Raw genomic sequence first — 20,708 nt, forward strand, 5'->3', positions numbered from 1 at the left:
CATCCTCGTAACACACCCAGGAATGCACAGAGTAGTGCAACTGTCGCATTCTGTACGGAAGTTGCATAAAAAGGAAGAGGAGGATGCGCCGATGGAACCCGGAACGCTGCTCTACGACCCGGCAACCGACACGGTCGGCGAGTACCAGGACAAGGCAGGCCCCTACGCCCTGTTGCGCCCGGTCGGCGGCGGGCGCGAATGGCAGGCCGACCCGGGGTCGTTGCGGCCGGCGACGGACCAGGAACGCATCAGCGCCGGGGTCCGCGCGGCGAACCACCGCGCACGCACCGACGCCCCGTTCCTGGTCGCCGTACCGCCGCAACCCGCCCCCGGTTGCGCGGGCTGCGCGGAACTGGCCGAGGTCCGGGCCGCCGCCCGCACCGCGCGCGACTACAGCGCCGAGACCGACGCGAACGTCCTGCTCCGCAAACACCGCAGCGAGGCCCACCCCGTATGAACCGTCCCCGCCCTCACCAGCTGATCCAGGTCCCCCCGGCCTGGACGCTACCGCCCCCGCTCATGCCGACGGCGCCGTTGCCCGTCGTACGACAGGCGGAGCCCCCGGCACCACCACCCGCCGTACCCGTACCCGCCCCCACACCCCCACCCGCCCGGCGTCGACGCCGGTTCCGCGCACCCCGGGCGCTGCGCGAGGACGCGTTCTGGATGGGCGCGCTCACGGCGATGTGCATCGGCGGTCTGCTGATGGCGATCATCGCGACGACGGCGTAACTGCCGCTCCCCGCACCGGACATGACGATGCCCGCCCGAAGACTTCCGTATCCGGGCGGGCGGGATAGCTAGCTAGTTATCGGGCTAGCGGGCTAGCCGTAGCGGTCAGTACTTGATGATCACCGCGCCGTTGCTGCCGTTCCTGCCGTTCCTGCCGGCCGTGCCGTGTGCTTGCCCCCGCCGCCGGTACCGACGACCAGGCCGTACTCGCCGCCCTTGCCGACGATGATCTGCACCGGCAGGCCGGGGTGGACCGCGAGCTTGCAGGTGATGGGCATGCCCACGGCGCCTCCGCCCCCGCCCGCACCCCACAGGTCGACGGCGATGCCGTGGACGCCGTTCGGCACCTTCCACACCTGGGGGCTGCCCGCCTTGGTGAAGGTGACGGTGCCACCCGGAGCGGCGACGAACGCCGGCCTGCGGTCTGGACCGTCTCGTAGGTCAGGGCCGGGACAGCGACAGGCTCGGCAGCCGCCGGTGCCGTAGGCGATCGGCTTCGCCGTAGGCGTCCAGGACCCGCTCGATCCGCTCCCACAACCGCGCCACCATGCACGGTGCATCCCGGCCTCAGGACAGCTTCGCCTCGGGCGCGAACGCGGGCAGCTTCTCGAGGCTGCTGCGCACGGCCTCGGCGCCGTAGTCGAACATCTGCCGCTCGTAGTCGCCGACCGCGTCGAGCAGATCCCGGCGGCCGCCGTCCGCCTCGATCAGGCAGCGGCGCAGCAGGTCCGCGTCGCGCAGCGCGGTGTTCGCGCCGTTGCCCCCGGTCGGGGAGGTGGCGTGGATCGCGTCGCCGAGCAGTGTGACCGGGCCGGGCGCCCAGCGCTCACCGGGCTTGACCACCCGGATGGACAGCAGGGTGCTGTTGTCCGGGTCGGCCTGCTCGATCAGCGCGCGCAGCTCCGGGTGCCAGCCGTCCATCCTGGACAGCACGGCATCCTGCGCGGTCAGGTTCTCCAGCGAGCCGCCGTTGGAGGGCAGGATCATGGCCCAGCGCACGTAGTCGCCGATGTCGGGCAGGGTGACGTCGGGGGCCAGCTGCTCGGCGGCCTGCTTCGGCGGGGTGCGGAAGCGCATCGCGCCGAGCAGCAGGCTGACACCGTCGCCCGCGATCTTCGAGCCGTACGCCTTGGACAGGCCGGCGAACTCGTCGGTCAGCGGGGTGCGGCCGATGACGAAGCGGACGCCGGTGTCGGTCGGGGTGGTCCGCGGCGACAGCACCCCGCGAACCGCCGAGGTGACGCCGTCCGCGCCGACGAGCAGGTCGGCGGTGGCCGGGGCGCGGTGGGCGAACCGGGCCTGGACGGTGCCGTCGGGCTGCACCTCGTAGCCGGTCAGCGCGGCGTCGGTGTGCACGGTGAGGCCGGTCAGGAGCAGGTGTCGTAGCACCTGGCGGTCGACCACGATGCCGGTGCGGCCCGCGCCGAGCCTGCCGATCTCGTTCAGCTGGGGGTCCAGGATGAGCTGCTCGGCGGAGGCGTCCATGACGATCTCGTCCAGCAGCGGGTGCCAGCGCGTCGGCAGGCAGTCGCGCACCGCCTGGAACCCGGTCGGGTTCAGCACGAGCCGGTAGCCCTGGAACCGGGCGACGATCCCCGGGTCGCGCTCGAACACGTCGGCCTCGATGCCGGCACCGCGCAGGCCTTGGGCGAGAGCGAGGCCTCCCAGACCGGCTCCGACTACGGAAACGCGCATGACGTACCTCCGGGATTTCGATACCTCGGTACCTCGACACCTCGGTGCTTCGGCGCCTCGGCACGAACTAAGTTCGTTCTGACGAACTAAGTTCTACTTAACGAACTTAGTTCGTGTCAAGGTAAGGTGGTCGGCATGCCCGCTGATCCCCGTGATCCCAGTGATCCCCGTGATCCCCGCCAACGCCGCGCGGCCCGCAAGAAGCCGATCACCGTCGAGCGGATCACCGACGCCGCCCTGGAAGTCGTAGCCACCGAGGGGTACGACGCGCTGACCATCCGCCGGGTCGCCGCCGTGCTCGGCACCGGCCCGTCGTCGCTGTACGCGCACATCGTCAACAAGGACGACATCGACGACCTGCTGATCGGCAGGCTCTACGCCGAGGTCACGCTCCCCGAACCGGACCCGGCCGCCTGGCGCGAGCAACTGCTCGGGGTGTACACGCAGATCCGCGACCTGTACCTGAAATACCCCGGCGTCTCACGCGCCGCACTGGCCATGGTGCCGACCAGCCTGGAGACGCTGCGGGTCGGCGAGGGAATCCTGGCGATCCTGCTCGCGGGCGGCATCGAACCGAGAACGGCCGGCTGGGCCCGCGACGCGCTGTCCCTCTACGTCAGCGCGTACGCCCTGGAACAGTCCCTGGTCCGGCAACGGCAGCGGCACGAGGATCCGGAATGGGTGCTCAGCCAGGAGGAGTTGCTGGCCCGCTTCACGGCCCTGCCGGCCGAGCAGTTCCCACAGACCCGAGCCCACGCCGCCGAACTGATCTCCGGCACCGGCCCCGACCGCTTCGAGTTCACCCTCGGCCTGCTCATGAACAACCTGCGGCCCGCGTCCGGTTGACCTGCGGCGTGGGGCGGCCGCGCGGCGCTTCTTGTCCGCGAGCACCCACTTCGAGGACGCGCTACGACTGCGCAGGTCCGGCTTCGACCGCGTGAAGGTCATGGACCGCGTCGGCCTCGCCGCCGCGCTGTTCGACGAGGGCGAGGCCGAGCGGGGCGCAGCCGCGGCCCACGAGGCACTCGACGCCGCCGCCCGCATCGACTCCACCCTCGTCGCGTCCCGTCTCAACACACTGCTGGACGCCGCCCGCCCGTACGGGACCACCACAGTCGACGACGTACGGACCCGGGCGAGGGAACTCGCCGCCGCCAGACCGACGCCGATCGCGGCCTGAGACCATCGACCGCATGGGCAAGCACAGTCGACCCGGCCCGCCGAACCAGCCGTCGCGCGCTGTCCCGCGCGTCGACGCAGGCGACCCGCTCGCGCCGTACGACAAGCGGCGCCGACCGCCGATGGACGTCTTCCGGCGCCACCGGCCCGTGCCCGGCGGCGCCGGTCACCTCCGGCCGGACGAGCCGCGCGTCCTGGAGGAGTGGGACGGCTTCACCTACCAAGCGGTCGGCACCGCCGACGACTTGGCCTCGGCGCAGCAGTGGGTGAACGAACTCCGGATCGACGACGACCCGGCCGCGTGACGCCCCTCGGTCGCCTCTGAAGGCACCTCCGACGGACGAGGAGATGCGGCCCAGCTCATGGCCATGGCCGTGGCTGTGGCTGTGGCTGTGGCCGCAGGATTGATTTCCCTGGTGGGAGGGGGTGTGAATCAACTCCGTCGATGTGAGTCTCGGTGGGACCGAGCCGGACATATGGCTCTGTTTCCTCCCCCTCCTCCTCCCGATCGGAGCCCCCCATGCGTGCCAGCCTCGTCCGACGTGTCAGCCTCTCGGCAGCCCTTCCGTGCGTCCTCGCGGGAGCGGTCGTGGTGTCCGGCACCTCCGGCATGTCCTCCCTCGGGGCGGCCGCCACCGCCCCCGCGCCCCACAGTGTGAAGATCGACGCGCAGGAGGTGGCGCAGACCAACTTCCCGCAGGTTCACTGGAACGTCGACGACGGCGCCGACGGCTACCGCGCCATGCTCAGCGCCCTGGACGCGCTGGCCCGCAGCACGGCCAACGCGCGGCTGACCGGTCCGGTGGTCAACACGCGGGGCAACCGGGTCACCGTCACCGTCCTGGACAACCGCAGGACGAACAACTTCGCCGACGTCGTCATCAGCTCCCCGGGACACTCCGCGCCCACCGTGCACGCCGTGGTACGCCTCAGCGACCTGTACGTGGTGCGGGTCTACGCGGTGGGCGGGTCCAGCAACCGCGTCCTCAACCTCATCCGGAACGTCCCCAACGAGTCGGGCACCGACGACAACTTCTTCGTCGGCCGGGAGGGCTACGACGCCCTCTCCCGGGTCGCCAACCAGGCCCTGACCAGTGTCACCGTCGGCCCCGGCCCCCTCTCGCAGGCCCTGTTCGACCTGTCCAACACGAGCTCGTCCCGACTCAACCAGGCCCGCGGTCTGCTCACCGTCATCTTCGGCATCTCGGAGGCGGCCCGCTTCCGTACCCTGGCCGACCGGGTCGCGCCCTCCTTCGACAGCGGGGACTCGGTCACCTACAGCTCCCAGCAGATCGCCCTGATCCGGAACTGGGCCAACGTCAGCCACGTCTACGTCGGCCACGTCAACGGCACGGACGACGGCGCCAGCACGAGCGTCGCCGGGGCCGACATCTCCGACGCCCGCCAGGCGGCCTCCCTGCTGGCCATCGCCCTCAACGACGGCACCAACCCCAACCCCAAGGACGAACTCTGACCGACCCCCTACTCCCGGCTACTCCCGTCGCCACAAGCAGAACGGGTGTCCCGCCGGGTCGAAGAAGACCCGTACGTGGTCCTGGGGCTGGTGATCGGCGAGCGTGGCCCCCTCCGCCACCGCCCTCGCCGTCTCGGTCTCCAGGTCGTCAACCTCAATGTCGAGGTGCAGCATCATCTGCTGCTCGCCGGGGTTGCGGGTCGGCCACACCGGCGGGACGTACTCCGGCTCGGTCTGGAAGGACAGGCCGGTGCCGCCGTCGGGCGGGCCGATCAGCACCCAGTCGGGTTCCTCGGCCCGGATCACGTAACCGAGCAGGCGGGCGTAGAAGCCGGCCAGTTCGTGCGCGTCCCGCGCGTCCAGCACCACGGTGGAGAGTCTCGTAGGCGACATGTCCGCCCTCTACCCGCTCGCCGCGCGCCTTACGGGCGGCGCTTCTTGCCGTCCAGCTCGTCCCACCACTCGTCGGACTTGGGATCGCCGGACGGGTCGTCCCACCAGCGGTCGTCGGGGCCGCGCCGGTTCGCGACCATCGCGGCGACCGGCGGGATCAGCATCGCGACCACACACATCCCGACGGCCACGGGCACCGACCAGATCCGCACCACACCCCAGGCCAGGACGAACAGCCCGATGCAGATGCCCATCATGACGAAGTACGTGCGACGGCGGCGAGCCAGCATGTTTCCAGGGTAGGCCTGGGCACGCCAAAGGGCCGCACCCGGAAACAGGTGCGGCCCTTCGACCAGCAGTACGGCGATCAGACGGCGATCGCCACCTCCGCCAGGCCGCCCGTCTGGGCGACCACCGTGCGGTCGGCGGTGGCGCCCGGGACGAGGGCGCGGACGGTCCAGGTGCCCTCGGCCGCGTAGAAGCGGAACTGGCCCGTGGCGGAGGTCGGGACCTCCGCGGTGAACTCGCCGGTCGAGTCCAGGAGCCGGACGTAGCCCGTGACCGGCTCGCCGTTGCGGGTCACCTGGCCCTGGATCGTGGTCTCACCGGGCTTGATCGTCGAGGCGTCGGGGCCGCCGGCCTTCGCTCCACACATGTCTTGTTTCCTTCAGGTCGCAGCGGTGGTGCGGTTGCTTACTTGTTGGCGCCGAGCTCGATCGGAACGCCGACCAGGGAGCCGTACTCGGTCCAGGAACCGTCGTAGTTCTTGACGTTCTCGACACCGAGCAGCTCGTGCAGCACGAACCAGGTCAGGGCCGAGCGCTCGCCGATACGGCAGTACGCGATCGTGTCCTTGGCCAGGTCGACCTGCTCGTCGGCGTAGAGCTCCTTGAGCTCGTCGTCCGACTTGAACGTGCCGTCGTCGTTGGCGTTCTTCGACCACGGGATGTTGCGTGCGGACGGGACGTGGCCCGGACGCTGCGACTGCTCCTGCGGAAGGTGCGCCGGCGCGAGCAGCTTGCCGCTGAACTCGTCGGGCGAACGGACGTCGACCAGGTTCTGCGAACCGATCGCCGCCACGACGTCGTCGCGGAAGGCGCGGATCGCCTTGTTCTGCGGCTTCGCCTTGTAGTCCGTGGCGGGACGCGCGGGGACCTCTTCCACCAGCTCGCGGGCGTCCAGCTCCCACTTCTTGCGGCCACCGTCGAGGAGCTTGACGTTGTCGTGGCCGTAGAGCTTGAAGTACCAGTAGGCGTACGACGCGAACCAATTGTTGTTGCCGCCGTAGAGGATCACCAGCGTGTCGTTGCCGATGCCCTTGCCGGACAGGAGCTTCTCGAAGCCCTCCTGGTCGACGAAGTCACGGCGTACCGGGTCCTGGAGGTCCTTCGTCCAGTCGATCCGGATCGCGTTCTTGATGTGGTTCTTCTCGTACGCGGACGTGTCCTCGTCGACCTCGACGATCGCCACGCTCGGGTTGTCGAGGTTGGCCTCGACCCAGTCGGCGTCGACCAGGACGTCACTGCGGCTCATGCTTTTCTCCTCCGGGGCAGTTACGGCGGTGCGGTGCGTGAGAGAAAGGGTGCGCGCTCGCGCGGGTGTCCTGATCAGGGACACGGGGGGGAAAGACGGAAGCCTGCGCTTCCGCTCAGAAAGTGCGACAGAGCATGGCGGCGACGCGGCACAGGTCTACTGCCCGCCGCTTCGTGAGGTCGTCCGCCTGGCGCTTCATAACGACGATCGTAGGGACGGATCGCCGGACATGTCACCGGTGTGTCGTATTTTGAGACGCGATCGTCCGCGATGTGAGACGAGACGGTCACCGACAGCCCTACGGCGGGGAATCCAGGGCCTCGCGGCCGTTAACCCCGCCTCCGCACGGACACCGCCGTCTCGCCCCTCGGACACGCACCGCCCGTCCGCAACCGGCGCCCCGACCCGTCCTACCCGGCCAGGTTGACGTTCGAACCCTTCACCTTGATGTCCACACCGCCCTTCGCGGCCTGCACACTGTCCAGCTTCACCCCGCCCGGCAGTTCATTGATCGTCTGCTGGAAGTCGGTGATCGAGCGGACGCGGGAGTCGGCGAGGTTGACCACCAGCTTGGGCAGGTTGTCCGCGTGCACCTTCACCGTGTTGCCCTCGACGGTGACCGTGCTGAGCACCGGATACGTCGTCGTCCCGATCCCGGTGACGGTGACCTTCATGTCGGCCTTGATCTTGCCGTCGCCGCCGTCCGAGAGGCTGACGAGCTGGGCCGTGACGCCGGTGAAGACCTCCGTCGGCTGCGACTTGGCGGCCTTGAGGAGCTGGTCGTAGGAGATGCTCGCGGTGCCCGTCGCGCTGGTCGCGGTCGCCGAGGTCGCGGTGTTGCCGGTGAGCGAGAGCTTGACGCCCTTCATCCGGGCCTTGAGGTCGTCGATCCGGATCGTGGTGGCGCCGCCGGTCGTGTTGCCCGTGGGCGCCTCGTAGCTCTGGATGCCGATCTCGACGTCGTCCAGGTCCCCGAAGGCGACCTGGGTGAGGAAGGGAAAGCCCTTGATGGAGACGTCGGGGGTGGAGGCCAGGTTCTCCGACGACTTCACCCGGTCCGCGACCTCCTGCTCGGCGAAGTGCACCGCCACCCGGTCGGCGACGACGAAGAGCCCTCCCAGAATCACGACGACGATCAGAAGTATTCGCAGCGCGCGCATGCGGTGTTCCCCACCTAGGCGGTCATCGACGACAGCGGTACGACGACCGGGTGGCCGCTGATCGCGAGGTTAGTCCTGCGAGACGCGTGTACCGGGAAATTGTCGATCACCTGTGACAGTGCTCTTAACTTCGGCCTACACACCACTTACGCGACCAACTACCGCCTACGGCACGGAACTTGGCAGGCGCCGGGCTACACCAGCGCGCGTCCCAGCACGTACACCACCGGGGCCGCCGCGGTGAGCGGGAGGACCACACCGGCCGTGAAGTGGACGAAGCGGGACGGGTAGTCGTAGCTCGCGACCCGGTGGCCGATCAGCGCGCAGACCGCCGCGCCCGCGCCGAGCAGCGCGCCCTTCGCGCCCATGCCCGTCATCCCTCCTACGGCGATGCCCGCACCGGCGGCCGCCAGCAGCGAGACGACGACCGACGCCACGGTCGGCAGCGGCAGCGCGCGGGCCAGGATCGCGACGGCGACCGCGGCCGCGCCGACCGTCACCGCGTCCGGGTCGGCCGCGAGGTGCCCGGTCGCGACGATGGCCAGCGCCGCCGAGGCGACCGTGGCCATCAGGCCGGTGATCCGGGTGTCCGGGTCGGCGTGCGAGCGCAGCTGCATGACGAGGGAGAGCAGAACCCAGACACCCAGGGTGCCGAGGATCGCGGCGGGGCCGTTCTCCCGCCCGGCCGCGAGCAGCGCCACGTCCGCGACGAGCGCGCCCGCGAAGGCGAGCGCGATGCCCTGCCGGGCCGGCCACATCCCGTTCAGCCGGAACCAGCCCGCCGCCGTCACGGCCTGAAGGATCACGAGCGGTACGACGAGGGCGTACGACCCGACCTGCGCGGTGACGGAGAGCAGGACCGCCAGGACGGCGGTGAGGCCGGCGGGCTGCATCCCGGGTTCGATGATCGGCGAACGGCCTTCGAGGCGGGCCCGCTGGGCGTCGGTGATCCGGGCGTTGCCCGCGAGGGAGGGCGGGCCGTAGCCCTCTCCGGCGGGTGTCTGTACCTCGGGGACCTCGGGTCTGGGGGGCTGGGCCTGCGCGTAGGGGTCGTAACTCTGCGGTGCCGCCTGGTAGTTCTGCGGCGGGAAGTACGCCAGGTCGGACGCGGCGGGCCTGGTCTGCTGGACCTGGGTGTCCCAGGTCTGGCCCTGCCACTGCTGGGTGTACTGCTGGTCGGCCTGCGCGTCGTCGTACGCCTGCTGCTGCCCGGGCCAGGCCTGCGCCTGTGCCTGCTGGGGCTGCTGTTGCTGGTGCTGTTGTTGCTGGGCGTAGGGGTCGTAGCCCTCGCCATATCCCTCGTACGGCTGGTTGCTCATCGCTTCGCTCATCCTCCTGCGAACGGCGGGAGCACCTCGACCGTGCCGCCCTCGGCCAGCCGTACCGTCTCATGTCCGCGGGTGCCCACGGGGTCACCGTCGACGAGGAACGAGCATCGCAGCAGTACGCGGGCGAGTTCCCCGGGGTGTCGCTCGCGGACGGCGGCGAGGGCGTCGGCGAGGGTGACCGCGTCGTACGGCTCCTCAGCGATGCCGGCCGCTGCCTTCGCGGCGGCCCAGTAGCGCACCGTGACCTTTGGCATGTGCTTGCTTCCTCGGTAGACCGGTGTCGACGGACTCGGCGTCAACACCCGTCAGGCTAACCGCCCTGTGAACCGCCCCAGCGCCCGATGCGGTCCAGCAGGTCGTCGGCGGCCGCGTGCTCGGCGTGGCCCATGCCGGGCTCCAGCCAGAGTTCGGCCTGGTCACCGGCGGCGTCGGCCAGCATGCGGGGGTGGTCGACGGGGAAGTAGCCGTCGCGGTCGCCGTGCACGATGAGGAGCGGGGTGGGCGCGATGCGCGGGACCGCCTCGACCGGGGAGAGCGGGACCGGGTTCCAACCCCTGTGCTCGATACGGGTGTTGAGGCCGTAGCGGCCGACCAGGCGGCCCTCGGGGCGGGTCACCAGCCAGTGCAGCTTGCGCATGGGGGCCGTGCCTCGGTAGTACCAACGGGCCGGCGCACTCACGGAAACCACCGCGTCCGTGTGCGCTTCTGTGCGCCCCTCGCGCCTCTGGCCGTCGGCGTGCGCCTGAGAGCCGTAGAGCGCCGCGTGCCGCAGCACCACCGAACCGCCCATCGAGAAGCCGACGGTGACCACGCGCGTGTGTCCCTGTTCGCGCGCCCAGGCGACCGCCGCGGCCAGATCGAGGACCTCGCGGTCGCCGACGGTGGAGCGTCCGCCGGAGGCGCCGTGGCCCCGGAAGGAGAAGGTGACCACGGCCCCGTACTGGAGGAACGCCTCGGCGACCCGGCGTACATGGGGCTTGTCCACATCGCCCGTGAAACCGTGCGCCACGACGAACACGGGATCACCGGAAGGTGACCGGGAGGCGTCGTATACGGGCACCCCCGGTTCGTATACGGAATCGATCGTCACCCCGTCGTCGGTGTGCAGAAACGTCCGCAAAGGTGTACGTCTGATCGTCTCAGAGTTCGGACGAACGGTGGATCGTGCCACATGACCTGCCGTACCAGCGCTCATGTGGGCTATTCTGCTGGACAGAGGACTCGGGCAGCGAAGCCCCCGGGTCCTTTTGTGCTTTCGGGAGCGTTGTATACGAAGCGGGAAACCTCGGGAAACCCCAGGTGGCCGCCGGAGATACAAGGCCCCCGTCAGCACAGAGCATCGCCGCAATGCCGCAGTGCCGCATACGTCCTCGCAGGGACCGAGGAGGAACCAGACATATGAGTTCTCTGCTGCTCCTGACCAATGCCCTCCAGCCGTCGACGGAGGTGCTTCCGGCCCTTGGCCTGCTGCTGCACAACGTGCGCGTGGCACCGGCGGAAGGCCCCGCACTCGTCGACACCCCCGGTGCCGACGTCATCCTGATCGACGGCCGCCGTGACCTGCCCCAGGTGCGCAGCCTGTGTCAGCTCCTCCGGTCCACCGGCCCGGGGTGCCCGCTCATCCTCGTCGTCACCGAGGGCGGCCTCGCGGCCGTCACCGCCGACTGGGGCATCGACGACGTCCTGCTCGACACGGCGGGCCCCGCCGAGGTCGAGGCGCGACTGCGCCTGGCCATGGGCCGCCAGCAGATCGTCAACGACGACTCCCCCATGGAGATCCGCAACGGCGACCTGTCGGTCGACGAGGCGACGTACTCCGCCAAGCTCAAGGGCCGGGTCCTCGACCTGACCTTCAAGGAGTTCGAGCTCCTCAAGTACCTCGCCCAGCACCCGGGCCGCGTCTTCACGCGCGCCCAGCTGCTGCAGGAGGTCTGGGGCTACGACTACTTCGGCGGTACGCGGACGGTCGACGTCCACGTACGGCGGCTGCGCGCGAAGCTCGGAGTCGAGCACGAGTCGCTGATCGGGACCGTCCGGAACGTCGGTTATCGATTCGTTACCCCGGAGAAGGGTGACCGGGGCGGCGAGGAGGCCAAGCTCAAGGCAAGCGCTGCCATCGCCGACGCAAAGCCGGAGGATGCGGACGGTACGGCCGATTCGGCCGCGCTGGACGCCGCCGAGATCCCGGCCGAGGCGTAACCGTTCCGGGCAGGGCGTCGCTTGTCGGTGTCGCCTCCGCGCGGAGATGGTGCGCGGAAGCTGAGAGAAGCTTCGAAACGCCCTGCCCAGAGCCGGTCCATCCGCGTAGACTCCGCGCGTGGCCAAGGTGACTCGGGATGATGTGGCGCGGCTGGCGGGTACTTCGACCGCCGTTGTCAGCTATGTCATCAACAACGGACCCCGGCCGGTTGCCCCGGCCACGCGCGAGCGTGTCCTCGCCGCGATCAAGGAACTGGGGTACCGACCCGACCGGGTGGCCCAGGCCATGGCGTCGCGGCGTACGGACCTCATAGGCCTGATCGTGCCGGACGCGCGCCAGCCCTTCTTCGGGGAGATGGCGCACGCGGTCGAACAGGCCGCGTCCGAGCGCGGAAAGATGGTGCTGGTCGGCAACTCCGACTACGTGGGCGAGCGCGAGGTCCACTACCTGCGCGCGTTCCTGGGGATGCGGGTCTCCGGCCTGATCCTCGTCAGCCACGCGCTGAACGACAACGCGGCGGCGGAGATCGAGGCGTGGGACGCCCGCGTCGTCCTCCTCCACGAACGCCCCGAGGCGATCGACGACGTGGCGGTCGTCACCGACGACCTCGGCGGCGCCCAGCTCGCCGTCCGCCACCTCCTGGAGCACGGCTACGACTACGTCGCCTGTATGGGCGGTACGGCGGAGACGCCGTCCGTCGGTGACCCGGTCTCCGACCACGTCGAGGGCTGGCGGCGCGCGATGACCGAGGCCGGCCTGCCGACCGAGGGGCGCCTCTTCGAAGCCCCGTACAACCGCTACGACGCGTACCAGGTCGCCCTCGGCATCCTCTCCGGCCCGCGCCGTCCGCCCGCGATCTTCTGCTCCACCGACGACCAGGCGATCGGCCTGCTGCGGGCCGCGCGCGAGCTGCGCATCGACGTGCCGCGCGAGCTGGGTGTCATCGGCTTCGACGACATCAAGGAAGCGGCTCTGGCCGACCCGAAGCTGACAACGATCGCATCGGACCGCCCGGCGATGGCCCGCGCGGCCGTCGACCTCGTCCTCGACGACGGGCTTCGGGTGGCGGGGTCTCGGCGTGAGCGGCTGAAGGTGTTTCCGTCGCGGCTGGTGATACGGCAGTCGTGCGGGTGCGAGGGCTGAGCCCACTCGTATCGGCGGTCACAGGGTTCGCTGGAATCCCCGAGTTTCCGGGGCTCCGGCGTCTTTATATCGGGCATACGAGGTTCTGTCGGGCTTCTCAGCGGGGACTCAGGTACCTCTCATGATCGCGCGACAGGCTCTGTTCCATGACCGAGAGCTTCCGCCGCAGCGGCGAGTACGAGACCCCCCAGGGCGACCAGCCGCAGGCGTACCCCCAGCAGCAGCACGCCTCTTCTCCCGTGAACCCGGAGTGGCCGCCCCCGCCGGCCTACCAGCCTCCGGTGCAGCAGCCTCAGCCCGTGCAGCAGACGCAGCAGCCGGCCGCGCCCGAGTGGCCGGCCCAGGCTCCCGCCCCCTCGCCCGCCCCGCAGGCCGCCTTCGGCGCCGACGGCGGAGCGTACGGCGGCGGTGACGGCGGCGCTCACGGTGGCGGCGGTGACACCGCTCTCCTCACCCACGTCCAGGGCGAGGCGCCCAAGCCGAAGAAGCGCACCCGGGGTCCGCTCGCGCTGCTCGCCGCCGTGGCGATCGTCGCCGCGGCCGTCGGCGGCGGTACGGCGTACGCCTTCCAGGAGCTGACCGGCAAGGACACCGTCGCCACCTCCAGCACCACTACGGCCGTCGTGCCCTCCAGCAAGAGGGGCGACGTCGCCACCATCGCCGCGACCGTCAGCCCGAGCGTGGTCGAGGTCGAGGCCACCCTGAGCAACGGTTCGTCGACCGGCGCCGGCGTGATCATCACCGCCGGCGGCGAGGTCGTCACCAACAACCACGTCATCTCCGGCGCCACGTCCGTCAAGGTCAAGACGAGCAACGGCAAGACGTACACCGCGACGGTCGTCGGCACGGACAGCAAGAAGGACCTCGCGCTCCTCAAGCTGTCGGGCGCCTCCGGCCTGAAGGCGGCCACCCTCGGCAACTCCGCCGGCGTCCAGATCGGCGACACGGTCGTCGCGATCGGCTCCCCGGAGGGCCTGACCGGCACCGTCACCAGCGGCATCGTCTCCGCCCTGAACCGTGACGTGACCGTCTCGACCGACGAGAGCCAGAGTCAGAGCCAGGGTTCGGGCTCGGGCGGCAGCGGCCAGTGGCCGTTCCAGTTCGGCGGCCAGCAGTTCAACGGCGACACCGGTTCGTCCACGACGACGTACAAGGCGATCCAGACCGACGCGTCCCTCAACCCCGGCAACTCCGGCGGTGCCCTGATCGACGCGAACGGCAACATCATCGGCATCAACTCCGCGATGTACTCGTCCAGTTCGGACTCCTCGTCCTCGTCCTCCGAGGCCGGAAGCATCGGCATCGGCTTCGCCATCCCGATCAACACCGTCAAGGCGGACCTGGCTTCGCTGCGGGCGGGCGGTTCCGACAACTAGGTCCGTAGTCCAGCGATCAGTAGGGAGTACGTCATGATCAAGCAGGTTTCGCACACGGTGACCGACACCGGAGCGGCCGGTCTCGGCCTGGCCCTCGGGGTGGCGTACGAACTGCACGCGCCGGCCGCGCGGGCACCGGAAGTGGCGCCCGTCCCGGAGCTGATGGGCCTGCGCACCAGCGCGGCCCGCCCGCACCACCGCAAGGTGCCGCTGAACCGCCTCCAGACGATGCGAGGCTGAGTCGGGGACCGAGGGAAGGCGATCTCACGCTTTTTCTCACTTCCTCCCCTCTTCACGCACCGGCCGGGAAACATGCGAGGCTGATTGCGACCAGCCGATCGTTGTCTCCCCGTCCCACCGCACCCGAGGAATCCAGCCCATGAGCCCCGCCGAAGGCGACCGTGACACCCAGCGCATCCTGATCGTGGACGACGAGCCGGCTGTGCGCGAAGCACTCCAGCGCAGCCTCGCGTTCGAGGGGTACGACACCGAGGTCGCCGTCGACGGCGCGGACGCGCTGGAGAAGGCGACCGCGTACCAGCCCGACCTGGTCGTCCTCGACATCCAGATGCCGCGCATGGACGGCCTGACGGCGGCCCGCCGGATGCGGGGTGCCGGTACGACGACCCCGATCCTGATGCTCACGGCCCGCGACACGGTCGGCGACCGGGTGACGGGACTGGACGCGGGCGCCGACGACTACCTGGTCAAGCCCTTCGAACTCGACGAACTCTTCGCCCGCGTACGGGCGTTGCTCCGCCGCAGCTCCTACGCGGCGGCCGCGGCGGCCGGGACCGCCCCCGAGGACGACTCCCTCACCTTCGCCGACCTCCGCATGGACCTCGCGACGCGTGAGGTCACCCGCAACGGCCGCCAAGTCGAGCTGACCCGCACGGAGTTCACCCTCCTGGAGATGTTCCTGGCGCATCCCCGCCAGGTCCTCACCCGCGAGCAGATCCTGAAGGCGGTCTGGGGCTTCGACTTCGAGCCGTCCTCCAACTCCCTTGATGTGTACGTGATGTACCTGCGCCGCAAGACGGAGGCCGGGGGCGAGCCTCGGCTTGTGCACACGGTGCGGGGCGTGGGGTACGTGCTGCGACAGGGCGGAGCGGAGTGAAGAACGTCCTCAACCGGTTCCTGCACCGGTTCCGGACCCTGCCGATCCGGTCCCGGCTGGCGATGCTGGTCGCTGCGGCGGTGGCGTTCGGGGTTGCGGCGGTTTCGGTGACCTGTTGGTTCATCGTGCAGGGGAAGTTGTACGAGCAGTTGAACAACGACCTGGCGAGGTCGGCGATGAGGGGACCCGACCAGAACCGACAGGCGGTCCAGATCGCCCTCTTCAACTGCTCGGCGACTCCGCAGGGCGGCAACAGTTTCGTCCGGAACGCCTACTCCCAAGTGGTCACGGAGAAAGGCAAGGTCTGCGTCCAGGGCGACTCCACGGGAGTGGTCAAGGTCACCCAGTCCGACAAGGACGTGATCAAGAGGGGGGACGAGAACCGGGTCTACTACCGCAACGGCACAGACACGAACGGCAACGAGGTACGCGTGATGACGCGCTTCGTGTCCCCCACCACCACGACCTCCGGGGCTGTCGGGCCCAACGTCGGGCTCGTGGTCGCGGTACCCCTCAACGGCACCCAGAACACGCTCAACGAACTGGCCCTGATCCTCCTCCTCGTCTCCGGCATCGGAGTCGTTGGCGCCGGCGCTGCAGGCCTCGCGGTCGCACGTGCAGGTCTCCGTCCCGTCGACAAGCTCACCGAGGCCGTCGAACACGTGGCCCGTACCGAGGACTTGGCGATCCGTATCCCCGTGGACGAGGACAGCGACGACGAGATCGCCCGCCTCTCCCGCTCGTTCAACTCGATGACGACCTCCCTGGCCAACTCCCGCGAGCTGCAACAGCAACTCATCGCGGATGCCGGTCACGAACTCCGTACCCCCCTCACCTCCCTCCGTACGAACGTCGAACTCCTCACCCGCAGCGAGGAGACCGGCCGACCGATCCCCCCGGCCGACCGCAAGGCGCTCCTCGCCTCGGTGAAGGCGCAGATGACCGAACTGGCGTCTCTGATCGGCGACTTGCAGGAGCTGTCCCGCTCGGAGGGCCAGCGGGGTGAGCGCGTCCAGGTGGTCTCGCTCCAGGACACCGTCGAGGCCGCGCTCCGCCGAGCCCGCCTGCGCGGCCCGGAGTTGACGATCACGGCCGACGTACAGCCGTGGTTCGTGCAGTCGGAGCCGTCCGCCCTGGAACGCGCGATCGTCAACATCCTCGACAACGCGGTGAAGTTCAGCCCCGAGGGCGGCACGATCGAGGTCCAGCTCACCCGCGGCGTCCTCACCGTCCGCGACCACGGCCCCGGCATCCCGGCCGACGAACTCCCCCACGTCTTCGACCGTTTCTGGCGCTCACCGTCGGCGCGCGCCCTCCCCGGCTCGGGCCTGGGCCTGTCCATCGTCGCCCGCACGGTCGAACAGGCCGGCGGCGAGGTGACGTTGGCACACGCGCCGGGTGGCGGGACGGTGGCGACGGTACGGATCCCGGGGACACCGACTGCACCGCCCGAAAGCTCCACCCCTCAGTAAGCAAGTTGAAAAAGTGTGACACTTCGGCAGGAAGTGTCACACTTCGCGGAGGGGAGGGTGGGGGGGGTGTCGGCATCTGCCCGTCGTATTCGCCCTCAGTGCCAGTGAACTCGGCCTGCGGCAGGGCGCAGTACAGGGCGTGACAGGTGTCCGGTCCGCCGTACCCATCACGGATCAAGGACCACAACCTTGAGGTGGTGGGCGGATCTGTTCCGACACCGGCCGGTGGCAGCAGATCCGCCCTGCGCTCACAGAGTCGAGGAACTCTTGACCGCCTCGACGAATGATCCCCAGGGCGACCAGCCGAAGATCAGCGGACTGCCCGACGGGGCCTTGCTGTCCCGCACGGGGACCAGGCCGGTGTAGCCGTCGGCGACCTCGACGCAGTTGTTGTCTCCCCCGTCGCTGTAGCTCGACTTGCGCCAGGCGGCTGTGCTGAGGTCGGGGGTGGACTTCATGATCTGTGTTCCTCCAGTACGTCCCTGATGAACGCGAGCGAGTCCGACGGGGACAACGCAAGATCCCTGAGCCGATCGTAGGACAGTCGGTGTCGCAGAACGTCGTCCGGTTCCTCGATCAGTTCGCCTCGGCTGTTGCCCTCCGTGTAGGCAACGGCACTTCCGTCCTGCTGCCACAACAGCGTCACGGTGCCGTTCATGTGGTGGTGTACCCCGGCGCTGAACGGCAGCACTTGAAGCGCCACGTTGGGCCACATCGCAACAGCCTCAAGACGCAGCAACTGATCGGCCCAGGTCTTCCCACTCGCGGCAGGGCGCCGGAACGCGAACTCGTCCATGATGATGCGCACGTTGGGCTCCGGATTCTGCTGCAACAGGTACTGCCTGCCCAGCCGTAGCGCCACCTGTTCCTCGACCAGTTCCGCACGATCAGGTGTTGTCTGGGCCCCGGACAACACCTCCCGAGCGAAATCCTCGGTCTGCACCAGTCCAGGTACACCCAGCGCGAACTTCCACATGACCCGCGCTGTCGCCTCCAGCCCCATGAACCGCTTGTACTGGTCCTTGAACGCGTCCAGCCGAGCCGCCTTCCAGTGACTGACGAGCAGCTCACCGGCCTCGTAATAGACGTCCAAGTCCTCCATCACCGTCACCTTGGACAACCGCTCCCCCGACTCCAGTCGGCTCAGGTAGCTCTTGTCGTAGCCGGTGTCCTCCGCCAACTGCCCGAGTGACTTCCCCGCCTTCTCCCGCAGATACCGGAGTGTCCGGCCCAGTACCGCGCGCCCCGACTCACCCTCGGCGTCAACCTGTTCGGTCACGTCACCCCTCCCCGTTGCCTGGGCCCGCAGACAACGCCAACCCTCTTCCGCAGCGTACGCCGCACCGGTGACCATCGAGGCACGAACGGTAATCACCGCTCGTCAGGACCCCGGCAGGAGAGAGGAGCGCAGCGGAATGAGTGAACGCGTCGTAGGAATCCGGGAGTTACTGCTTGCCCAACGAGTGGTGGTACGCGCATGAGCGTTCCCAACACCACCCGCAACGAACTCCGGTTGCTCCCCTGGACCACCCCCGACGGCAAGCCCTGCTACCTCAGCGCCGACAGCCACGACAGCCGTCTCTCGCTCCTCGCCGACGACATCGAGGCGGCCCAACTCGACTCCGGGGAACAGGTGTTGGCCGGAGCCAAGGCCGTGCTCGCGGACCCGAAGGCCGGTGAACGGGCCGTACGGTTCGCGCTCACCAGGGCGTCGGAATCCCTCGGCGACGTACTCCGCATCGCCGTCAGCCGAGGCGAACGCGTCCCGGGGTGCGAACGGTGACCCCGGACCGGTCCCGTCCGCTGACCTCGGGGCCCTTCATCGTCCCTGCGCACCGGCCCCCGCCGCCTCCTGACAAGCACAGTTTGCCGATCTACCATCTACCCGTCCTACACGGGGGAGTCGGCATGGGCCAGGACGTGCACGAGCGCGGCATCGAGCGGGAGTACGGGCGACGGAGACGGATCCGCCTCGGGTGGTTCGCCTTGATGGGGGTTGCCGTCGCTAACTCCGTCTACCAGATGAATCGGGACCCCAATATCGTCGGCGAGCGGGCCCGGCTGGTCGCCGACGTCCTGCTGCTGTGGTTGTTCGTCTGGGCTCTGCTCACCAGTTGGCGCCAGCGCACCTTCGTCACGGCGGACGGGATCGCCGTGCGCGGAGCCGTACGGATCCGGCGCCGGACCTGGCACGACATCTACGACATCCGTGTCGAGCCCCGCCGCAACCAGCGCAGCGGCGACTCCCAGTGGCTCACCTTCCTCTACGACAACGACGGCCGGCGCCTGCTTCTCCCACACGTCGACGACGGTCAACTCCCGGAATTCGGCGCCGAGATCGATGGTCTGCGCGAGACGGCCGCCCGGCAGCGCGGCATGGCCTGTGAGCTGCGGCCCGAGGTCGAGGAGCGGATCCGGCGGCAGGCCGGTCACCGTAAGGCCTGGGAACGGGCCACCAGCGGCGCCCTGTTCGTCCTGCTGGCCATGTTCCTGGTCACGCTGTGGCGGATAGCGACCGGCCGGGACGCCGAGCCGCTGCTACTGCTCGTCTGCGTTCCTCTCGGCGCCTTCGCCCTGTTCGCCGCTCTCCTGCACTGGCGCTGGGAGTCCCAAGTCCCGCCCCCTGGACGCGGCTTCCGGGAGCAGCCCCCGCTCTAGCCGTACGACATCAGCTCAACTCACCGACCTGAAGAACTCGGTGATGTCCCCGGCCAGCAACTCCGGTTCCTCGTGGGCCGGGAAATGACCACCGCGCGGCATCGTGGTGTACCGGGTGAGGTGGTACTTGCGTTCCACGAAGCCGCGAGGGGCGGGGGCGCCGAGGTTGGCGGGGAACAGGGCCAGGGCGGTTGGTACCTCCACCCGGTCCAGCTTTGGGATGAGGCCCTGGCCGGACGCGTAGTAGGGGATGAACGACGTCCCGATCGTGTTCGTGAACCAGTACAGCGACGCCTGGGTGAGAAGGAAGTCGTCCGTGAAGCGGGTCGAGAGGTTCCCTTCGCAGTCGCTCCAGGAACGGTACTTCTCCAGCATCCAACCCAGCAGGCCCGATGGGGAGTCGCTCAGGCCCTGGGCCAAGGTCATTGGGCGGGTGCGTTGTTGGTGGGCGTAGGCGCCTTCTTCCTGGGACCAGGCGCCGAAGGTGGTCAGGTACTCCCGTTCCTCGTCGGTCAGTTGGGCGGCGGTGGGGTCCGGGGGCGTGCTCAGGATGTCCAGCAGGTGGATGCCGACCACGCTCTCGGGGTGGGCCTGGCCGAGGCGTGCCGTGATTCCCGAACCCAGGTCGCCGCCGTGTGCGCCGTAGTGCTCGAAGCCCAACTCGTCGCGCATCAGGCGGTGCCACAGTTCGTGGGTGGGTGGTGACTGGGCCGTCAGGCTCGGGGGCGGGGACGAGAACGTGAAGCCCGGGAGGGACGGCACGATCACCGTGAAGGCGTGCTGCGGGTCGCCGCCGTAGCTCGACGGTGTCGAGAGCCTTCGGGCCAATTCCACCAGTTCGTAGAACGTGCTCGGCCAGCCGTTGGTCAGGACGAGGGGCGGCAGGGTTCCGACTCGTTCGGCGTCGAAGCGTAGGTAGTGGACCGTCATGCCCTCGATCTCGGCGAAGTGGGACGGCAGGGCGTTGATCTCCGTCTCGTGGGCGCGCCAGTCGTAGCCGTCGGACCAGTACTCCGTCAGTCGCCTCAGCTCTTTGCTGTCCGTGCCCGCCTGCCACTCGGTTACGGGCCACGGTTCCGCCCACCTCGTGCCGCGCAGGCGGGCCCGTAGGTCGCCGAGGGCCGCTTCCGGGACCTCCAGCAAGGGGCTGGGGGTGGTGTCCGTCGTTGAGGTCGTCCATGTTTTCGACACCTCTGAAACGTATAGCCGGTGTCACATGTCGTCAACACCGGCTTCGCGGTACGGTGG

The 20,708-nt window shown here is 69.3% G+C and carries 28 protein-coding genes; 14 read left to right on the forward strand and 14 right to left on the reverse strand.

Annotated features, from left to right (window positions below; all coding sequences use genetic code 11):
- Positions 1–91 precede the first annotated feature (91 nt).
- Together OO69_RS16185 and OO69_RS50150 are read left to right on the forward strand one after the other, a co-directional pair.
- Positions 92–457, forward strand: coding sequence for a hypothetical protein (locus OO69_RS16185; protein WP_033281311.1), 366 nt, complete (start codon positions 92–94; stop codon positions 455–457).
- A 62-nt stretch (positions 458–519) separates the two neighbouring features.
- Positions 520–732 carry a hypothetical protein gene (locus tag OO69_RS50150; protein ID WP_234444454.1) on the forward strand — a complete coding sequence of 71 codons (213 nt, stop codon included), beginning with the start codon at positions 520–522 and terminating at the stop codon, positions 730–732.
- A 119-nt stretch (positions 733–851) separates the two neighbouring features.
- Here the strand turns inward: OO69_RS50150 and OO69_RS16190 are convergent, their stop codons facing one another.
- Both OO69_RS16190 and OO69_RS16195 read right to left on the reverse strand, forming a co-directional pair.
- The gene (locus OO69_RS16190; RefSeq protein ID WP_033281312.1) at positions 852–1,079 is read right to left on the reverse strand and encodes a hypothetical protein; all 228 of its coding nucleotides are present in this window, start codon (positions 1,077–1,079) and stop codon (positions 852–854) included.
- 220 nt (positions 1,080–1,299) lie between these two features.
- On the reverse strand, positions 1,300–2,427 hold the full coding sequence (locus tag OO69_RS16195) for an FAD-dependent oxidoreductase (RefSeq protein WP_033281313.1): 1,128 nt from the start codon (positions 2,425–2,427) through the stop codon (positions 1,300–1,302).
- Between the two features lie 135 nt (positions 2,428–2,562).
- On the opposite strand from OO69_RS16195, the gene OO69_RS16200 reads away from it, so the two are divergent.
- From OO69_RS16200 to OO69_RS16215, 4 genes are all read left to right on the forward strand, one after another.
- Positions 2,563–3,273, forward strand: a complete 711-nt coding sequence (locus OO69_RS16200) for a TetR/AcrR family transcriptional regulator (RefSeq protein WP_051801052.1) — start codon at positions 2,563–2,565, stop codon at positions 3,271–3,273.
- 31 nt (positions 3,274–3,304) lie between these two features.
- Positions 3,305–3,607 (forward strand): hypothetical protein, encoded by a 303-nt coding sequence (locus OO69_RS16205; RefSeq protein ID WP_033281315.1) that lies wholly within the window; start codon positions 3,305–3,307, stop codon positions 3,605–3,607.
- Positions 3,608–3,620: 13 nt separating this feature from the next.
- Entirely contained in the window at positions 3,621–3,911 is a 291-nt protein-coding gene (locus OO69_RS16210; protein WP_033281316.1) for a DUF6087 family protein, read from the forward strand.
- A 215-nt stretch (positions 3,912–4,126) separates the two neighbouring features.
- Entirely contained in the window at positions 4,127–5,080 is a 954-nt protein-coding gene (locus tag OO69_RS16215) for a ribosome-inactivating family protein (RefSeq protein WP_078652458.1), read from the forward strand.
- 18 nt (positions 5,081–5,098) lie between these two features.
- On the opposite strand, the gene OO69_RS16220 is transcribed toward OO69_RS16215, so the two are convergent.
- The 9 genes from OO69_RS16220 to OO69_RS16255 form a co-directional block, all read right to left on the reverse strand.
- Positions 5,099–5,473: a VOC family protein gene (locus OO69_RS16220; protein ID WP_033281317.1), complete on the reverse strand. Its 375-nt coding sequence runs from the start codon at positions 5,471–5,473 to the stop codon at positions 5,099–5,101.
- Positions 5,474–5,502: 29 nt separating this feature from the next.
- Positions 5,503–5,763 (reverse strand): DUF3099 domain-containing protein, encoded by a 261-nt coding sequence (locus OO69_RS16225; RefSeq protein WP_033281318.1) that lies wholly within the window; start codon positions 5,761–5,763, stop codon positions 5,503–5,505.
- 77 nt (positions 5,764–5,840) lie between these two features.
- Positions 5,841–6,128 (reverse strand): DUF1416 domain-containing protein, encoded by a 288-nt coding sequence (locus OO69_RS16230; RefSeq protein ID WP_019064558.1) that lies wholly within the window; start codon positions 6,126–6,128, stop codon positions 5,841–5,843.
- Between the two features lie 38 nt (positions 6,129–6,166).
- Complete coding sequence (locus OO69_RS16235) at positions 6,167–7,006, reverse strand: sulfurtransferase (RefSeq protein ID WP_033281319.1); 840 nt, start codon at positions 7,004–7,006, stop codon at positions 6,167–6,169.
- Positions 7,007–7,121: 115 nt separating this feature from the next.
- A complete protein-coding gene (locus tag OO69_RS53860; protein ID WP_366433785.1) occupies positions 7,122–7,205 on the reverse strand; it encodes a putative leader peptide in 84 nt (27 codons plus the stop codon).
- A 211-nt stretch (positions 7,206–7,416) separates the two neighbouring features.
- Positions 7,417–8,166, reverse strand: coding sequence for a DUF2993 domain-containing protein (locus tag OO69_RS16240; RefSeq protein ID WP_033281320.1), 750 nt, complete (start codon positions 8,164–8,166; stop codon positions 7,417–7,419).
- A 194-nt stretch (positions 8,167–8,360) separates the two neighbouring features.
- Positions 8,361–9,485, reverse strand: a complete 1,125-nt coding sequence (locus OO69_RS16245) for a hypothetical protein (protein WP_033281321.1) — start codon at positions 9,483–9,485, stop codon at positions 8,361–8,363.
- Positions 9,486–9,493: 8 nt separating this feature from the next.
- On the reverse strand, positions 9,494–9,748 hold the full coding sequence (locus OO69_RS16250; RefSeq protein ID WP_033281322.1) for a MoaD/ThiS family protein: 255 nt from the start codon (positions 9,746–9,748) through the stop codon (positions 9,494–9,496).
- A 56-nt stretch (positions 9,749–9,804) separates the two neighbouring features.
- On the reverse strand, positions 9,805–10,689 hold the full coding sequence (locus OO69_RS16255; RefSeq protein WP_033281323.1) for an alpha/beta hydrolase: 885 nt from the start codon (positions 10,687–10,689) through the stop codon (positions 9,805–9,807).
- Positions 10,690–10,892: 203 nt separating this feature from the next.
- Here OO69_RS16255 and OO69_RS16260 point away from each other — a divergent pair, with 203 nt between their 5' ends.
- From OO69_RS16260 to OO69_RS16285, 6 genes are all read left to right on the forward strand, one after another.
- A complete protein-coding gene (locus OO69_RS16260; protein ID WP_033281324.1) occupies positions 10,893–11,693 on the forward strand; it encodes a winged helix-turn-helix transcriptional regulator in 801 nt (266 codons plus the stop codon).
- A 118-nt stretch (positions 11,694–11,811) separates the two neighbouring features.
- On the forward strand, positions 11,812–12,837 hold the full coding sequence (locus tag OO69_RS16265; RefSeq protein WP_078652459.1) for a LacI family DNA-binding transcriptional regulator: 1,026 nt from the start codon (positions 11,812–11,814) through the stop codon (positions 12,835–12,837).
- 146 nt (positions 12,838–12,983) lie between these two features.
- Positions 12,984–14,213 carry a S1C family serine protease gene (locus tag OO69_RS16270; protein ID WP_033281326.1) on the forward strand — a complete coding sequence of 410 codons (1,230 nt, stop codon included), beginning with the start codon at positions 12,984–12,986 and terminating at the stop codon, positions 14,211–14,213.
- Positions 14,214–14,246: 33 nt separating this feature from the next.
- Entirely contained in the window at positions 14,247–14,453 is a 207-nt protein-coding gene (locus OO69_RS16275) for a hypothetical protein (RefSeq protein WP_033281327.1), read from the forward strand.
- Between the two features lie 139 nt (positions 14,454–14,592).
- The gene (locus OO69_RS16280) at positions 14,593–15,330 is read left to right on the forward strand and encodes a response regulator transcription factor (protein ID WP_019073726.1); all 738 of its coding nucleotides are present in this window, start codon (positions 14,593–14,595) and stop codon (positions 15,328–15,330) included.
- Positions 15,327–16,802 carry an ATP-binding protein gene (locus OO69_RS16285; RefSeq protein ID WP_033281328.1) on the forward strand — a complete coding sequence of 492 codons (1,476 nt, stop codon included), beginning with the start codon at positions 15,327–15,329 and terminating at the stop codon, positions 16,800–16,802. The genes OO69_RS16280 and OO69_RS16285 overlap by 4 nt, the downstream gene beginning before the upstream one ends.
- A 248-nt stretch (positions 16,803–17,050) precedes the next feature.
- Here the strand turns inward: OO69_RS16285 and OO69_RS16290 are convergent, their stop codons facing one another.
- A complete protein-coding gene (locus OO69_RS16290; protein WP_033281329.1) occupies positions 17,051–17,260 on the reverse strand; it encodes a DUF397 domain-containing protein in 210 nt (69 codons plus the stop codon).
- Complete coding sequence (locus OO69_RS16295) at positions 17,257–18,081, reverse strand: helix-turn-helix domain-containing protein (protein WP_033281330.1); 825 nt, start codon at positions 18,079–18,081, stop codon at positions 17,257–17,259. The genes OO69_RS16290 and OO69_RS16295 overlap by 4 nt, the downstream gene beginning before the upstream one ends.
- Positions 18,082–18,279: 198 nt before the next feature.
- Between OO69_RS16295 and OO69_RS16300 the strand changes: the two genes are divergently transcribed.
- Positions 18,280–18,585, forward strand: a complete 306-nt coding sequence (locus tag OO69_RS16300; protein ID WP_033281331.1) for a hypothetical protein — start codon at positions 18,280–18,282, stop codon at positions 18,583–18,585.
- Positions 18,586–18,710: 125 nt separating this feature from the next.
- Positions 18,711–19,460, forward strand: coding sequence for a PH domain-containing protein (locus tag OO69_RS49440; protein ID WP_051801054.1), 750 nt, complete (start codon positions 18,711–18,713; stop codon positions 19,458–19,460).
- 15 nt (positions 19,461–19,475) lie between these two features.
- Here OO69_RS49440 and OO69_RS16310 read toward each other — a convergent pair whose 3' ends face one another.
- The gene (locus tag OO69_RS16310; RefSeq protein WP_199810958.1) at positions 19,476–20,651 is read right to left on the reverse strand and encodes an epoxide hydrolase family protein; all 1,176 of its coding nucleotides are present in this window, start codon (positions 20,649–20,651) and stop codon (positions 19,476–19,478) included.
- Positions 20,652–20,708 lie beyond the last annotated feature (57 nt).

Source organism: Streptomyces sp. NRRL F-525 (assembly GCF_000716605.1).
In the GTDB taxonomy this organism is placed as follows: Bacteria; Actinomycetota; Actinomycetes; order Streptomycetales; family Streptomycetaceae; genus Streptomyces.